The 16,498-nt window shown below is 67.9% G+C and carries 11 protein-coding genes; 3 read left to right on the top strand and 8 right to left on the bottom strand.

The window, feature by feature from the left end:
- Nucleotides 1-141: 141 nt before the first annotated feature.
- The 7 genes from HUA74_RS42630 to HUA74_RS42600 all read right to left on the bottom strand — a co-directional run bounded on the left by HUA74_RS42630 (nucleotide 142) and on the right by HUA74_RS42600 (nucleotide 8,950).
- Nucleotides 142-1,314 carry a hypothetical protein gene (locus HUA74_RS42630; protein ID WP_174459167.1) on the bottom strand — a complete coding sequence of 391 codons (1,173 nt, stop codon included), beginning with the start codon at nucleotides 1,312-1,314 and terminating at the stop codon, nucleotides 142-144.
- Between the two features lie 101 nt (nucleotides 1,315-1,415).
- Nucleotides 1,416-3,506, bottom strand: a complete 2,091-nt coding sequence (locus HUA74_RS42625; RefSeq protein ID WP_174459166.1) for an FUSC family protein — start codon at nucleotides 3,504-3,506, stop codon at nucleotides 1,416-1,418.
- 303 nt (nucleotides 3,507-3,809) lie between these two features.
- A complete protein-coding gene (locus HUA74_RS42620) occupies nucleotides 3,810-4,565 on the bottom strand; it encodes a DUF5953 family protein (protein WP_174459165.1) in 756 nt (251 codons plus the stop codon).
- Nucleotides 4,562-5,173 (bottom strand): DUF6310 domain-containing protein, encoded by a 612-nt coding sequence (locus HUA74_RS42615; protein ID WP_371746304.1) that lies wholly within the window; start codon nucleotides 5,171-5,173, stop codon nucleotides 4,562-4,564. Before HUA74_RS42615 ends, HUA74_RS42620 begins: the two co-directional genes overlap by 4 nt.
- Nucleotides 5,174-5,764: 591 nt before the next feature.
- Complete coding sequence (locus HUA74_RS42610; RefSeq protein WP_174459164.1) at nucleotides 5,765-7,084, bottom strand: leucine-rich repeat domain-containing protein; 1,320 nt, start codon at nucleotides 7,082-7,084, stop codon at nucleotides 5,765-5,767.
- 147 nt (nucleotides 7,085-7,231) lie between these two features.
- Nucleotides 7,232-7,468, bottom strand: coding sequence for a hypothetical protein (locus tag HUA74_RS42605; protein ID WP_174459163.1), 237 nt, complete (start codon nucleotides 7,466-7,468; stop codon nucleotides 7,232-7,234).
- Nucleotides 7,469-7,603: 135 nt separating this feature from the next.
- On the bottom strand, nucleotides 7,604-8,950 hold the full coding sequence (locus tag HUA74_RS42600) for a hypothetical protein (protein WP_174459162.1): 1,347 nt from the start codon (nucleotides 8,948-8,950) through the stop codon (nucleotides 7,604-7,606).
- A gap of 321 nt (nucleotides 8,951-9,271) precedes the next feature.
- On the opposite strand from HUA74_RS42600, the gene HUA74_RS42595 reads away from it, so the two are divergent.
- A complete protein-coding gene (locus HUA74_RS42595; protein WP_174459161.1) occupies nucleotides 9,272-10,429 on the top strand; it encodes an SMI1/KNR4 family protein in 1,158 nt (385 codons plus the stop codon).
- A 343-nt stretch (nucleotides 10,430-10,772) separates the two neighbouring features.
- A complete protein-coding gene (locus HUA74_RS42590; protein ID WP_174459160.1) occupies nucleotides 10,773-11,792 on the top strand; it encodes a hypothetical protein in 1,020 nt (339 codons plus the stop codon).
- A gap of 85 nt (nucleotides 11,793-11,877) precedes the next feature.
- On the opposite strand, the gene HUA74_RS42585 is transcribed toward HUA74_RS42590, so the two are convergent.
- A complete protein-coding gene (locus HUA74_RS42585; RefSeq protein ID WP_174459159.1) occupies nucleotides 11,878-13,413 on the bottom strand; it encodes an ELWxxDGT repeat protein in 1,536 nt (511 codons plus the stop codon).
- Between the two features lie 352 nt (nucleotides 13,414-13,765).
- On the opposite strand from HUA74_RS42585, the gene HUA74_RS42580 reads away from it, so the two are divergent.
- Complete coding sequence (locus HUA74_RS42580) at nucleotides 13,766-16,174, top strand: ABC transporter permease (RefSeq protein ID WP_174459158.1); 2,409 nt, start codon at nucleotides 13,766-13,768, stop codon at nucleotides 16,172-16,174.
- The last annotated feature ends 324 nt before the right edge of the window (nucleotides 16,175-16,498 follow it).

The following is a 16,498-nucleotide window of genomic DNA, read 5'->3' as shown; positions in this document are numbered from 1 at the left end:
TCACGCGCAACTGGACTCCCGCGGGCTCCGTCCGCCTGGGCCCCTCGCCCAGCCTCATCCCGGCCGTGCAGGAGATGAAGCGCATCGGCTGAACCCTCTCACGCGACATCTACCTTGACGCTCACCGCTCTGACAGGCGGCTCAGGGCGCGTCGAAGAGGCGGGGGTCGCCCTGGCGGGAGCGGAACAGGTCGACGATGTAGTTCATGCGCTGGTCGAACTTGGACCAGTCATTGGCCGACGAGCCCTTCAGCGAGTTGGGCGACTTGTCGTACTGGGACAGGAGCCGGTTCAGCTCGCCGCTTTCGATGGTGCGCAGGTGCTCGGGGAAGGCGCCCTGCGCCCCGGGCTTCACGTCGTCACCCAGGCTCAGGCTGCCCTCCGGCAGACCAATCTTCATCATGTGCTCGGTGGCGAACTTGCGGAACTGGCCCGTCAGGCCGTTCACGACGCTGTCCACCGCCTTGTCGACCAGGCCGGTTGCCTTTGCGCCCTTGTAGGCGAGGTTCGCCGGGAAAGGCAGCGCATTGCCAGCCGCGTCGATGGTGGCCTTGACGATAGGGGCGAAGGCCTCCTTGAGCGGGGCGTTGAGGGCGCGCTCCACCTCGCCCTGAATCAGGCTCTGCTCATGGACGCCCACCCGGTCATTGGCGGAGAGCATCAGCTCCGCCTTCTTGTTCGGGTCCTTCTCGAACATCGCCTTGGAGTAGTCGGCGAAGGCGGCCTTGAGGTTCTCCTTCCCCGGCGGGAAACCCTCCAGGTACTTCTCCACCTTGGCGGCGTCGTACTTCGTGTCGCCCTTGAAGGTCTCCGTGAAGCGCTGGAACTCCGGCGCGATGTCCTTGAAGAGCTTCTGGTTGCCATCCGCGATGGCGTCGCTGACCCGATTCAGCGCGTCCCTGATGGGGACCTTCAGGGCCTCCGCCATCGCGGGGGCGAGCGGATTGATGGCGCCGAGGCCGATGTTCGTCAGGGCGCCGAGCCACTTGTTGTCGCCCTTGAGCTGGTCCATGAACACCTTCGGCAGGTCCTCCTGCCGGATGCTCACACCCGCCTGCTTCGAAGCCCAGACGCCAAAGGTGGCCCAGTTGGCGTTCTCCTTCCCCAGCAGTCCCGCCATCTGGTTGGAGAGCTCGTAGTAGCCCTGGGTGATGGCCTTGTTGCGGGCCACCGGGTCCTTCATGTTGGAGATGCCTTCAATGTCGACCTTGCCGGGCGTGGGCGCCTTGGCGGGGGCACCCGAGCCGCTGCCCGGGTTCAGCTCCACGGGGGCCTTGGCCGGGGACCTGGACTCGAACCGCGACTCGTCGCGCAACAGGCGCTTCGGAGCGGCCTCCTCGGCCTTCGCGGGAGCCTTCAGCGCGAATTCCAGTTGCGCGTCTGGGGTCGGAATCCTCCCAGGTCAGCTCACGCCCTTCACGTCCACGCCAGCTTCTCCACCGCGCCATGCAGGATTTCGAGCTGACGTGGCACCCGCTCCACCAACGGCCCCGACACCGGGTCATTGGCGATGCGGCGCAACGGAAGCTCCGGCATCGGTGGGGGCGTCTGTCCCTGCTTCAGCGAGTCCGCGAGCGCATCCAGCGTGCCGCTCGCCTTGTGCGCCACCACGTCCAGGACCTCCGAGGAGGGAATCACGGACTTCTGCTCGCCCAGCGCCGTCACCGACGCGGCGAGGCGCCGGGAGTACGTGAGCAGCGCCATCGCCGGCTCCAGCCGGTGCGCGGGCCCGCGGTACTCCGCCATGAGCCGCTCGAAGGACGCCTCCGCGTCAATCATCGCGAGCCCCAGGTCCCTGCGCGCCGCGCTGACGCCCGGCTCGGTGCCGCTGCGGCTCGCCGCCACCTGCCGGAAGTAGTTCCCATCCGCGCGCAGCACCGTCGCCGCCGCATCCGGGAAGCGCCTGCGCTCTGGATACGGCCACAACAGCCACACCCCCGCGAGCGCCAGCACGCAGGCCAGCAGCACGCCCAGCGCCCGGTTCTCCGCGACGGACCAGTCCCCCGCGCTCAGCGTCGCGAGCAGGAGGAAGTCCGGCGTGAGGAGAATCTGGAAGGCGCCGAAGTTGAGCGGCAACAGTGACACGGAGACCGCGGTCAGCACCCCAATCACCACGATCAGCACCAGCGGAGAGCCCACCCCGGTGGCAATCACCGCCGCGAGCGTCCCGCCCAGCAGCGTCCCCGTCACGCGCTGGAGCGCGCGCTCCTCCGTGTTCGCCGAGTATGGCTGGAGGATACCGATGGCGGAGAGCACCACCCAGTACGCCTCGCCCAGTCCCAACACCCGTGTGAGCACCAATGCCAGACACGCGACGGTCCCCGCTCGCAGCGCGTGCCGGAGCACCACGGACCGCGAGTTCAGGTTCGCGCGCAATGTCTCCAAGAGCGGACGGCGCCGGTTCGCTCGCAACATGGACTCGGCGTTGCCCACCTCCACCGGGTCTCCGCGTCGCATCGCCATGGCGGCCCGCTGTGCGGCGACGGCGTGTCCCTTCAGCCGCGTCAACAGCTCCGTCACGGAGGCCGGAACCACCCGGAGCCACTTCCCCCGGAGCCCCAGCTCCTCATGGTGGGTGGGAAAGCGCGGCCAGTAGACAGCCGCCGTTTCCGGCGCCAGGGACACCGTCGCCACCCGCTGCGAAATCTCCGCGTACCAGTCACAGGCCCGCGCCACCTGCTCCCGCACGGGCCGCAGCCTGCGCTCGGGGCTGGCGACCTCCATCGCCTGTGCCAACGCGAACAACACCCCGAGCAACTGCTCGCTCAACTCCAGGAGCACGAGAAGGTGCTCCCCCCGCCGCGACTCCTCGGAGCGCCCCACCCGCGTAGACGCCAGGGTCTCCCGCGCTCGCTCAATCTTCGCGCGCAGCGGCAGATGCCGCGTCGTGGCCGCCGTCCAGACCTCGGCGGGGGCTCCCTCGCGCGAGAGCGTCGCGAGGTCTCTCGCCCCATCCGCGAGCGACGTGTAGACATGCGCGATGGACCGACGCGACGGGCGATAGGGATGCACCGGCCACAGCACCAACGACTGCAACATCGCCCACCCGCCGCCCAGCAGGAGCGCTCCTCCGCGCGTCAGCGCCGCGTCCAGCTCCACGGCATGCGCCCCCAGTGACGCCACGAAGATGACCGCGAGCTTCTCGCCCACCGAGCCCGCCGTGTCGCCGTAACACCGGGCGAACGTCAGGACGAAGACCCCCAACAGGAGCAGAGTCGCATCCAGCAACAGACGCCCGCCCGCCAGCGCGGCGATGGTCCCCACGAGCGCACCGAGCAGCGTCACCGCTCCCATCACCCGCGCCCGGCCCCGGTACGCGCCTCCGGGATTCGCCAGCGTCACGAGCAGCCCGGTGAGTCCCGTCCAGCCCGCGTCCTTGAAGCCGAGCAGCGTCGCGAGCGAGAAGGGAATGGTGACAGCCAGCGCCGCGCGGATGCCGGCCGCCCACGCGGGCCTGCCTGGCTGGAGTCGGAAGAACCTCCGGATGTGGCGCAACAGACGGTGCATCCGCGAGCCTCCCCTGTCAGCGATGAATGTCCTCATGTGCTCACGCACTGCGTCGCCCGAAAGCTCTTCCCGCTCGCAGGGGCGCTCGGCGGGCAACGCGAGCAGGAAGGCGCACGTCTCCGACTCGCCGCGGCTCATCGTGAAGGACGAGGCAGCGCACGGCTCCTTCGGCTGGCTGTTCCTCGGATGGGACGAGCCTCGGCCATCAGACAGGGCGTGGCTCGCACGCTCGGCGGCGCGGAGCGTTCCACGTCGACCCGCGAGTCCATTTCGGCAGTGATCCCGCGTCACGGCACCGAGGGGTCACCGTGCCGAGCGCCCGCCGATCTCTGGGAAGCGCTCATAGGCGCGCAGGAGCGCGTCCAGGTGGGCAGGGTTGTCCAGGTCGAGCGGCGCATCGGTGAGTTGCACGACCCACCCTCCCGATGCCGTGCGCCGCGCCCGCGTGAGCAACTCGGCATCGCGAGCAGAATCGGGGAATCCGATGGCCTGCGCGGCAGCGGCAGACCAGTAGTTCAGCCATCCGAGATAATAGGGAATCTCGGGCGAGCGGATGTGCTCGAACACCTTCAGGGCTGGCAGCCCCCGGCGTGGGGACGGCGGCCCTTCCAGCGTGGGTGCGGTCTGATACGCGATGTCCACCGCGGCATCGTGTGGCGTCGCACGCCCCCAGAACGCACGTGTACCCTCCGCTACGCGCTCCAGCAGCTCCGCCGCTGCCGCGATAACCGTCGCATCTAGCGGCAACTTCGCATGGACTTCAAACAGGGCCTGACCGCCAGGACCGAAGAGTCCTGAGCTTCCCCTCCCCATCACCGTCACGGGGTAGCTCTCGTCCCCGTTGCACACGAGAGGGAAGCCCCCGTCCTTTATCTTTTCGACGAGCCATGAGTCGCGATCTGGCAATGCAGCAAGGCGGCGCCCCCCGGTAACTCTCCACTCTAGACGCAAGCCGGGGAGCGCCTTCTCCATCCCATGAACAGCCGCGAGTGTGCGTTTGTCGTCACCCGCAAGCGCGGGCGCATAGACGGTCAGAACGAGGCGATTCTGGGGCGTCATCGTTTGCATCCCGTGACAACGATCCTGAGGGAGGGAACAACAGCGAGCAGCGCGTCCTTGTGCGCTTGAGTGCTCACCCCAATGACGAAGTCATATCCGCACGCCGCAGCAGCTTTTCGCTCCTTCTCGATTTGCTCCAACTCCTTCTCAACCTCTCGCTCCTGGACAAAGTCAGGATACGTGTCGAATTGATGGGTCTTGATCTCCCACAGCACGCGCACGCCGACTTGCAGCGCATCGAAGCGCACACCGCCCATGAGTACGTCCATTCCGGGATAACGATTGGGCGGAACCTTGTCGGCGCACTCGTTATGCGGAGCATCGTTGCCCGCGTGCGGCACCGGGACGGGTATGCATTCTGGGCGGCGATCTCGTGCCAAGGGCTCGGTCGGCACCGGAGGGAACCCATCCTGCCCTGATGGCTCTGGCTTGGGCTTTCCCTTCGCGGAGGGCTCCTGCGGGACGGGCTTCGTTTGGGGCTCGGGCTCGACTTCTTCCCGGCCATTCCCCCTCAGCTCATATGCCTCCAGCGCTTCCTTGATGACGACTCCCACCACCACGACGCCCACGACGATCACCGCGCCCACGACGATTTCGGGAGCAGCCAAGACACAGAGGCCGAATCCCAGGACAACCGTGCCCGCCGAAGCGACCGCACATCTTCTCGTCGGGTCGTTGAACCGAACCCGATCGTGGTCGAGGACATGAAAGCAGCGCTCCGCGAGTACAGGCCAAGGCTGGGAAGACTCACGGACGACGCACCGCCCCCGGTCCTTCCACGGCAGCTCAGCTGCCCGTTGGAGGTTGGCGAACCTTGGGTTTCGGGTCACACGCTCTCTTGGGCTCGGTGCCGACGAAGCGCACGCCGAGAGAAAGAGGAGAAGAGCGGCACAGGCGCGCGGTCGCATCGTCACGTCCTTCAATCAAGTACGGGCGCTGGGGGTCAAGGCGCTCCCGCTCTGGAGTATGCCAGCACGCGCTAACGGCACTGGTGCTCTGAGCGTGCCCGGGTGCGGAAGGACAGGTCCGGAGCGTACCAGCGCCACCGGCGCTCGGCCCTCCCGCGCGGAGAGAGGTCGGGGCAGTGTGGCTTCTTTCCTTCCCACATGTCGGACACCGTACCTGCCTCTTCCTTGGTGTCCACTGAAGCGGCTCACGCCCACCTCCTCGCTTTCTCATCCAGGCCCAGCGCGGGCGGCTCAATAACCCACGTGCAGTCGGCCTGGAGGCAGCGCCGCCTCCAGGCGCCGAACCTCCGTCGCGGGAATCTTTTCCAGGCCCAGCTTGAACTGCTTGAGGCGCGCGAGCGGGGCGAGGTTCGCGGGCAGCTCCGTCACCTCCCCCTGGAAGAAGCCGGAGTGCGTCAGCTTCGGCATCCGGCCCAGGCCGTCCACCAACACCTGAAGCTTCTTCGGAGGCGTCTTGAAGAAGCGCCACCACCAGAGCTTCTTGAGCTTCGGCAGGCGCGTCAGCACCTCTGGGAAGCCGTCCAGCCCCGTGACATCCAGGTACAGCTCTTCCAGGGACTCCAGCTCGCCGAACGCCTCCGGGAGGCGAGTGAGCTTGTCGCAGTAGCGCAGGCTCAGCTTCTTGAGCGCGGGCAGCCGGCACAGCTCGTCGGGCAGCGTGCTCACCGGCAAGCGCTCCACACTGAGGGAGCGCAGCGCGCGCAGCTCACCGATGCGGGGGGAAATCACCTCGATGGGATTGGAGTCCAACGTGAGGCCCTCCAAGCCCGTGAGGGAGAAGATCTCCTCGGGAATGGCCTTCAGCTTCTTGAGCGAGAGCCCGAGCCGAGGCGCCTTCTCTCCCTTCGCGACCTTCTCCTTCGCGGCGGCAATCGCCTTCTCCACCGGACCGAGCCGCGTGTCCGCCAGCACGGGCTTGCCCTTACGCAGCTTCTCGAGGAGCCCCTTCCGGTCCAGCGTCGAGTCGACGACGCCGTCCTCGTCCTCCTCCTCGACCGTGAAGGCCCCTCGCAGCAGCGCCTCGTGCGGCTCCAGTTTCTGGCGAGGCTTGCCCGGAGCAGTGAGCTTGCTGCCCACGAGGACGTCCACGTCGAGCGCGCCCGCGACATGGAGGTGGTGGTGCTCCTCGACGAGCGCCCGCGCCTTCAACCCACCCGCGACAGAGAAGACGTCGTCGCCGAGCGAGTCTCCGAAGAGGAGCCCTCGAATCCGGACGTTCCCCGCGATGAACATGGCGGAGACCGTCGCCACATTCTCCACCTCCAGGTCTCCCAGCACGACGAGCAGCGTGTGGTCGGCCGCGTGTCCATCCTCGAGCAGCCCCTTCAGTCGGACACTTCCGGAGACGACGAGCGGCCTTGGACCGACCACCAGCGAGTCCGCCTCCAGGTCACCTTCGTGGAGCAGGACCCCCTCGTCGGTGACACCCTTCCACCAGGAGGACAACTGCTTCCTCCACTCGGGCGTCGCCGCCGACTCCACGCGCGCCCATGCCTCTCCCGAGGAAACCTCACGCCCCCAGCTCGTCACCGCACCCTGCTTCGCCGCCATGTTCCAGAAGCTCCCAGCCAGAGATATCCAGCGCCGGGCATCAGGTCATGGACGACGGCGGTCATCAACCCCGCGACGACAAGCGGCCCGCTCCGATACTCCGGAACGGACCGCTTGCTCACGAACCTGCGCACCGTGGAGAAGTCGTCAGTTGCAGTACGTCTGCCGGCACAGCGTGTAGTTCGAGGAGCAGATGACCTTCTGCGGGTAGGTCTCCGCCGTGGAGTAACACTCGCTCCGCGCGGGGATGCACGAGTCACACTCCGGAGAGGCCATCGCGCTCACGGTCTCCTCATGGGGGAGCGGCTCCTGCGCGTCCAACTCGCTGCCACCACAGCCCACCAACAACGCGGCCGCCAACAGTCCACTCACGATGTTTCGCATGTGCTCTCCTCGAACTGGGGTTCCTGCTGCTTACGGCGTTACACGAATATCGCGATTACGAGACTTTCGTTACTGCCTTTGCGTAAAGGCAGTGCGCTTGCCGTGGCGACAGGAAATTCGGCTGTCCGTGTGTCTTCACACAGTAGGCGTGGGTGGGTTCGACAGGGTTCGCAGCTTGGAGAGCTGGAAATAGGAAATGACGGCGGAAACAAGAATGACGCCACCCAGCAGATGGACGCCGAGGAAGAAGGCGGCCAGGCCGAAGAGGGTAGCGAACGCGAAGGCAACCCAGCCGACGATGGGGCTCCGGGTGAGCACCAGCAGGCCCGCGAGTCCCAGGAACGGGGTCGCGAAGCACACGGTGCCCAGCACTCCCGCGAGGGGCTCGGCCTCGGAGGAGGTCATCGTGGCGAGCAGGCCCATCACCAGGTTCAGCACCGCCACGCCACATTGAATGAAGGCCAGGTCCCGGAACAACGCACGGCGGAGCACCGCGGGCTCCTTCTCTCTCGCCAGACAGTCAGCGCAGTGCGTTCGCTCGGACGCGAGCGCCTCCGGAAGACAGGCTTCACAGAAGAACCCTCCGCAGCGCGGACAGGTCTGGACCTCTTCCACCCGAGGGTGCCGGGGGCATCTCGCCGTCGTGGCTTCCGTCGGTTCCTCGACGGGCGGCGCTCCGATGACGGAGGGGAGCGCGTCGGAGTCGGCCACCGGAGGAGACACCGCGCGCGCGGCTCCCGCGAGGGAGGCCAGACACCGAGGGCAGAACTCCGCGTCGCGCGGCGCCACGGCGCCACAAGCACATCGCACGCGCTCCAAGCCTTCGGCCGCGCCCGTGGCCTCGACCCAGCGAGCGGTGTCCAGCGTCTGACCCGGCTCCCAGATGACGGTGCTACCGGGCTCGGAGTCCTGCGTGAAGGGGCCGGGTGTGACGTCGGCGACGAAGCCCTCCGGCATCGCGCGCGCCGCATGACGCCGGGTCCGTGGCTCGCCAGGCCCCAGACCCGTAGACGGGGGCAGGGTGATGGCGAGAACGCCGGTGGAGGCAAATACTCCGGCCCTGAGGAGCGTGCTCGACAGGGGACGGGCAACCGGCTGGACCTCCACCTGCTCCAGCGTGTCGAACAGGCGCCAGGGAGGACGCACCCGCGTGGCGTCCTCGGGGACTGGGGCCTCAAGGAGGAAGAGCAGCTCCTTCACGTCGGCTGCAAGGCTCAGCGGAAGGACCCACCGCAGCACCTTGCCGCCGTCCAGTGAGGGCAGGCTCCCACTCCGCACCTCTCGACGTGTCGTGGCGTCGACCACGCGCAGGCTCGTCGAGGGTGGCAGGGGCGTGAAGGCCGCCTGGAGCCAGATGACGGCACGCGCCTCCGTGCCGTCCGGGGACCGGCGGATGGGCTCCACGTGAAGCTGTACCGCGCCGAACTCTCGAGGCTGACGACCGAGCGCATCGAGGATGTCCGGCAGAAGGCTTTCGTCCATGGGCGGAAGGCAACAGCAGGCTCCCGATAAAGACAACGAAGAACGCCTGACACGCGGAGGCCTACCCGACCCGGACTCCGGTGGCCTTGAGAGAATCACACCTGATTCCAGGTCTCGATGGACCTCCGTCCCAGATGCGCGTCGCAATGCCAGAATCTCCTGGCGGCGTGAACTCAATCCCTATCAACACCCCCACCGTGGCTCACGGGGTGCCTGGGCAACGCCCTGGAGTCAGCGCATCCATGAAGCACTTCAAGCCACCGGGAGCGCATGCTCTAACGCACCTGCATGCCTCCCCTACCCCCCAGCCTCGCGGCCCACGTGGCTTCGCTCTTCCAGCCGTCCCCGCCCACGTCGGAGCAACTGGAGCACTTCGAGCGCGGCCTCCCGCACCCATTGCCCGCGGACTACCGGGAGCTGCTCACCCTGCACAACGGCCTGGAGCTGGGCCGCTGCGCCACCGGTACCACGGACGCGCTCGGTGACGAGGTACACCTTGGCACGCTCTTCGCCATTCGCGCGGAGGGACGGGAGCGGCTCGAGCCCGGCGGAGAGCACCTCCCGCCGGACGTGATGGCGTTCGCCCGCCACTGGGGCACCATCAATCTCTTCGGCATCCAGCTTGGAGACCGGCCGGACTCGCCCGCCGGGACCATCTGGTTCTTCGACAGCAACGCGGACACGGACACAGCGGACCTGTTCGTGGCCCGTGTCCACGCGCCGTCCTTCAGCGCGTTCCTCGAACGACTCACGCCCGTCCCGGAAGCGCCCGCGCCCTCCGAACCGGAAGCGGCTTCGGAGGAAGCGCCGCCCTGGAACTACCCAGAGGCGCCCGACCAGGTGCCGCCGGACGCCCCCTCGCCAGAGAAGCCGCTCGTCCTGGGCGGACACGGCCATGCGATGGGGTCCGCCGTGCTGGACGTCCGCATCGACACCTGGGCCCAGGATGTGGAGTCCTCCCAGTACCGCTACCTGCCCGAGCGCTCCACTGCGAGGTACATCCTGGAGATGGAGCCACCCCACTCCACCGTCGAGGACGGCCAGCCAGCCCCCGTCGCCGGCGACGTCCCCGTCTTCCATGCGAATGGCGGACGACATCCCACGCTCGATGAGTGGTCATCACTCATCGTCGGTCCAGAAGGGGACTGGGAGGCCTGGTACGGCAACGACGCCCCCGCCCTGGTCCACAACCGGCTCACGGTGCTGAGCCGCACCGGAGCGGAGCTGAAGGTGCGCTGGGAGGCCCGCTACGCGGACCACGGTCGCGAGCGCGCCTTCCTCTTCGAGGGGCCGGTCCAGCTCGGAAGCATCCACCTGTACGTGGAGACGCCGGAGGACATCGACCGCGCGCTGGAGGCCGCCCTCGGCATCCGCCTCCTGCCGGAGGAGTGGACCCGACAGTTCCACCCTCGCCAGGACCGGGGCTCGTGGCACGACGTCCTTCCTGTCACCCTCACCCTGGTGAGCCCCGTCCGCTGACACCGGCGGTGTCACGGCGGCGTCACGCAGCGCCGATCCACCCGCACGCCCGAAGCGCCACCCGCAGCACCGGGCGTGAAACATGTCTCGATTGTTATCAACCCCGCCCCCGAGATGTGTCGACAGGCGCCACTGGCGGCCTGTGTATTCAAGAGAACGCCACGCGTGACAGTTTCGTCACCTTGCTGGATTTCCTGAGGGAAGGACGTCTCACGAAAGCCACTGCGCCCGTGGCTTCTCCGTGAATACACAAAACCTTCTGTCCCGAGGATTGTCAGCAACCCATGTTATTGGTGTATGAGCCGTCCGTCTCGCGTCGTCCCCCCCAAAGAGGAGTTTCAGAATGCGTCGTCTCGGTTCAGCCCTGCTGTCCATGAGTCTCTTCGTCGGCTGTGCTCCCGCCGAAACCGAATCGCAGTCCCCCGCGCCCATCGAGAACGAGCAGCAGCAGGCGCCGCTCACCATCGCCGACGTGGACGTGGCGCCGGAGTGCGCGGGCATCCTCACCTTCGTCAACAACGCCACCTTCGCGAAGCTCGACGAGTACCTGCCGAGCAACGTGGTGAGCAACATCGTTGCCCGTCGCGCCACGTCCCACTTCGTATCCCTGGCGGACCTGTCCTCCGTCCCGCTGGTCGGCGAGGCCCGCCTGGCGCAGATCGAGAGCGGCGCGCGCTACGAGGGTGCCATCACCAGCACCTGCGTCGGCATCATCGACCAGCTCGCCGTCTCCACGGATGACCAGGCAGAGCTGGTCTCCCTGGTGAACAGCATCAGCGACACGGAGCTGCACGACGTGCTGCCGTACGCCTGGAACGGCGCGGTGAACCTGCTCACCCAGCGCCCGTTCACCTCCGCCCACGCCATTGGCGGCACCACCGGCATTGGCGCTGTGAGCCTGCGCAACCTCCGCAACGCCGCCACGCTCAGCAAGCCGCTGGAGGCCCTCATCGGCGCGGTCAACGCGCTGCCCCATCCGGACCACGGCGCGAAGATGGCCCGTCACTTCAACTGGTACGAGGTGCTGGGTGACCGCTACTACCACTTCGGCATCGACGAGTGCTTCGGCTTCGAGCCGGGCGAGGCGCCCTTCGACGCGCCCCTGCGCGCCACCCCCGCGGACGGCGACGAGGTTCGCAACAACTTCGCGGGCGTGCTGAACTTCGCCAACCGCAACAACCAGCTCAACCCCACCGTCGTCACCAACGGCGTCAACAACCTGAACACGCTCACCAACGGGCGCACGTTCAAGGGCTGCTACTTCGGCTACGCGAACGACCCCTGGAGCGGCAACAACGTCGCGTTCTTCGTCGACACCGTGTCCGGCTTCAGCCTGATGACTCGGACCTACTGGAGCGAGTGATTCTCCCGCGCTCCTGAAGTCAGCCCCAGGCTCCGAAAAGGAGCCTGGGGCTTTCTTTTTGGGCAGACGTGGTGGCGGGCAATGCCTACCGCGCCGCGTCGGGCGACATGCAGGAGTTGCTCAAGGCGGTGGACCAGAGCTGTCCCGCCAGCGTCTCGTCATACGCGCCGAAGAACACGCGCGAGCCCACCTTCAAGAACAGGTACGGATAGGACGAAGTCGCCCCGGTGGCGATGTTCTTCAGGCGCCGGGTCCCACCTGGCGTGCCATTGCTCACCCAGGGCTCCACGCCGACGCCACCCAGCTCGAGCGAGCTGAAGAAGACCAGGTCGTCCGACACGGCGCGCAGCGGAGAGCTGTACTCGTCGGAGAGGCTCAGGGGCTTGCGCAGCAGGGTGGTTCCCGCCGCGGTGCCATCCGTCACCCACAGCTGCGTGTCCCGGAGCCCCGGGCCCTCGGTGCCGATGTGGACGGTGAAGAACAGCTTCGAGCCTCCGGGCGCCTTGCTCACCGCGTCGATGAAGGGAAACGCCACGCCTTGCGAGGCGAACTCATTGGGCAGGCTGACCACGGACGTCGGATTCCCGCCCGCGAGCGGGACGCGATAGATGACCATGTACTGGGTGGTGTTGGACGTCGTCGTGACGTAGACCCAGGAGCCCAGCGAGCCCAGCAGCTCCACGGTCCGCGTGGGGCCAAAGGACGCCAGCCGCACCGTCCCCGAGGCGGTGCCATCCGACTTCCACAGCTCCTGCAGCCCGGTGCTCTCGCCCAGGATGAACAGGGTGCGTGAGTCCGAGGTCTTCACGGAGCGGATGAAGGCGTCCGCGCCGGAGGTGAGCTTCTTGAGCCGGACGGTGCCCTGGGTGGTGCCATCCGTCTTCCACAGGCTGGTGCCCGAGCCCGACAGCTCGCGCACGAAGAAGAGCAGCGCGCCATCCACCTTCGCGTCCAGATAGCTGACGTCCATCTCCGTGCCGAAGTCGCGCAGGCGCACCGTCCCCGAGGACGTGCCATCCGACCGCCACAGCTCGTAGCGGGTGCGAGGGGTCGTGTCGTCATAGATTTCCTTGAAGAACACCAGCGCGTCGTCCACCGCCGTCAGGTGGCTCAGCGACGAGCTCTCCGGGCCGGGTGTCAGGTCCTTGACGAATTGGGTGCCGGCGCCAGTGCCATCACTCGCCCACAGCTCCGTCCCATGTGCCGCGTCCCCCGCCAGGAAGAACAGCCGGGAGGGCGTCGCCTTGAGACCCGTGACGATGGGCCAGAAGAGCCCCGTCGAACTGGGGAGGCTCTTGACCTGGACGGTGCCCGCTTCGGTGCCGTCGCTCTTCCACAGGGCGCGGCGGCCATCCTCGAAGTTCGCCCCGAAGAAGAGCGTCCCCCGGAAATCCTCGAAGGGACCGGGGCCCGCCGCGAAGAGGCCACTCCCGAATTCCGAGGGTGGAAAGATGACCTTCACTCGCTGGGTGTCCGCCTCCGTGGGGAGGCAGTACGACGAGTCCAGCGCCGCTTCCACCTCCCCCGAGGAGGCGGCCGTCGCCTCCTCTCCCGGAAGTGCTCCCCCGCAGCCCGCCCCCACCACCAGCAACGACACCACCCACCCACCGCGCCACGACATGCCGCCCCCTACAGGAAAGACTGGGAGGGAGGGTGTGTCGCCAAGTCCCCGGTGCAAAGTGGCCCCAAGACCCACCTTGCTCGCCTGCTTGGAGTGACAGCGTGTGCGGTGTGATTTGCACCGTCGATTCAGGCGGGAGGGAGTCTGTGCACTCCACACGCGGGGCGCATGACCCGCGAGCTTGTCTCCCAACAATAACGGGTCCATGCCTCGCGAGTGGCCGCTCCTGGGAATCCCCTGTGCCACATCCGGACACCCTGGCGTGGAGACCCGACACGCTCAACGGGCAAGCCCGCCTCCCTCCTCCCACCGAGCGCCATGGCGCTAGAGTTGCACCAGCGCCGCCCCCCTCATGCCCCCACTCCTCCAGGACGTTCGTCTTGCGCTGCGCCGAATGCTGCGCGAGCGCGCCTTCACCCTGGTGGTGGTGGCCACGCTCGCACTGGCCATCGGTGCGACCACCGCCGTCTTCAGCGTCGTCTATCAGGTGATGCTGCGACCGCTGCCCTACGCCAAGCCCGAGCAACTGGTGCGCCTCTATCAGTCGAGCGCGCAGCGGGAGCGACTGGGCGTCAGCCACCTCATGCTGCAAGCCTGGCGCGAGCACGTCCGGGCCTTTCAGCAGGTGGAGGGACTGGCGCTCTGGGACCGCACCCTCACGGGAGATGGCACCGCGCCGGAGCGGGTGCGCACTGGCCGCGCGACGGCGGGACTCCTGTCGATGCTCGGTGTGCAGCCGATGCTCGGCCGAGCCTTCGGGCAGGACGACGCGGCGGCGGGCCAGGATGACGTGGTGCTGCTCGGCCACGGCCTCTGGCAGCGCCGCTTCGGAGGACTGCCAGCCGCGCTGGGACAGAGCCTCATGCTCGACGGCAGACCCCACACCGTGGTGGGCGTGATGCCCGCGTCCTTCCGCTTCGCCCCCGATGTGGACCTGTGGAAGCCGCTCGTCCTGGAGCCCGGCTGGGAGGCCCAGCACCCCGGTGACGTCACGCTGCGCGTGGTGGGCCGCCTGGAGACGGGGACGCCGCTGGACACCGCACGCAAGGAACTGGAGGCCGTAGCGGCACGGCTGGCGCGTGAGCCCGGGATGACGGGCCAGCCGCCCGGTGTGCGACTGGTGCCCTTGCATGAGCTGGTGGTGGAGGGAGCCCACGAGCGGCTGTGGCTCCTGTCCGGCATCGTCGCGCTGGTACTGCTCGTGGCCTGCGCCAACGTGGCCAACCTGCTGCTCGCGCGGGCCAGCTCACGCGAGCGCGAGGTCTGCGTGCGCGCGGCGCTGGGCGCGGGTCGGTGGCAGTTGGCGCGACAGCTCCTGGTGGAGAGCGCCCTGCTGGCCCTGGCGGGAGGCGCCTCGGGACTGCTGCTCGCGCTGTGGGGCCTTGACCTGCTGCGGCTGCTCATCCCCCAGGGCGTGCTTGCTCCCGAGAGCCTGCGGCTGGAGCCCCATGTGCTCGCCATCGCGTTCGGCGTCTCGCTGTCCACCAGCCTGCTGTTCGGGCTCGTGCCGGCCATGCGCGCGGCGCGGGCGGAGGCCCAGGGGGCGCTGGGCGTGGCGCGCGGCGGTCGGACACTGACGGGCTCCGGGCGACTCCGCGCGCTCCTGGTCGTCGCCCAGGTGGCGCTGGCCCTGGTACCCCTCGTGGGCGCGGGGCTGATGCTGCGCACGCTGCGCGCGCTGCATGAGGCACCGCTGGGCTTCGAGCCTCGGGACGTCATCGCCACGGACGTGCTGCTCCCCGGCAACAAGTACGAGGACGACGCGAGGAAGCAACTCGCCCTCTCCTCGCTGGTGGAGAACGTCCGGGCGATTCCGGGTGTGTCCTCGGCGGCGCTGGCCAGCACCGTGCCCTTGTGGGGACGCAACGGCGTCAGCTCCTTCCTGCTCCCCGGCGAGTCCGCGTCAGCGGCTGACACGCGCGAGCTGGCCACGTTCCGCACCGTGAGCGAGGGCCTCTTCGAGACACTGGGAATCGCCCTGAAGGAAGGACGCCCTCTCGCGGACACGGACACCGCGAGCGCGCCCCGGGTGATGGTGGTCAACGAGACCTTCGCGCGCCGCCACTTCCTGGACGGGCACGCGCTGGGCAAGCAGGTGAAGTTGACGATGGACGGCGAGGACTTCCGCGAGGTGGTGGGCGTGGTGCGGGATGTCCGCCACGGCTCCGTCGGTGAGACGCCCCAGGCGGAGGTCTACCTCCCCATGAACCAGTTCGCGTCGCTGTACATGGTGCTCGTCGTGCGCTCTTCGGCGCGGCTGGACGCGCTGGTCCCCATCCTGCGCGAGCGGTTCCGCGCGGTGGACCCGGACCTGCCACTGGGCACCGTGCGGGAGATGGAGGAAGTCGTCGAGGCGAGCCTCGGCACCACGCGCGTGCTGGGAGGACTGCTGGCGCTGCTCGCGGGCCTGGGATTGTCCCTGGCGGGCGTGGGCCTCTATGGCGTGGTGGCCTATTCGGTCAGCCAGCGGACCCGGGAGCTGGGCATCCGCATGGCCCTGGGAGCAACGGACTCCCAGGTCCTGCGGCTGGTGGTCGGCCAGGGCGCGCGTCTGGCGACGGCGGGCGTGGCGGTGGGACTGGTGGGCGCCGCCCTGCTCGCGCGAAGCCTGTCTGGAATGCTCTACGGCGTGCGCGCCTTCGACACGGTGACGTTCCTGGCCGTTCCCGGCCTGCTGGGAGTCGTGGCATTGCTCGCGAGCTGGTTGCCCGCGCGCCGCGCCCTCCAGGTCTCTCCCAGCGAGGCGCTTCGCTCGGAGTAGGAGTCCCGACGGGCTACATGCAGGTCGGAAACTCCTCGCAGATGCAGTGCGGGCCAAGCTGGAAACATCGATAGAAACAAGAACAGCCCTCATCGTCGCACTGGTTTTGACACGCCTCCGCGCCAGCCTCGGCCTGCGCCGGGTGGAGTACGCCCAACACACCTCCGGCCACGACTCCCACGACAAAGACCCACTTCTGGAATCCCTTGCGCATGACAAGCCTTTCGATGGGAACGGCTCGCCAAAGCTAACACCACGCATCCCCGCGTATCCACGAAGGAAACCTGTCATCCAGCAGACAAAGAACGAGCCATGTGCGACGGC

Origin of the sequence: Myxococcus sp. CA051A, from assembly GCF_013336705.1 — a bacterium.
Classification (GTDB): Bacteria; Myxococcota; Myxococcia; order Myxococcales; family Myxococcaceae; genus Myxococcus; species Myxococcus llanfairpwllgwyngyllgogerychwyrndrobwllllantysiliogogogochensis.
Note: the sequence above shows the minus strand (reverse complement) of the source record. Positions and strands in the feature narration are given on the sequence as shown.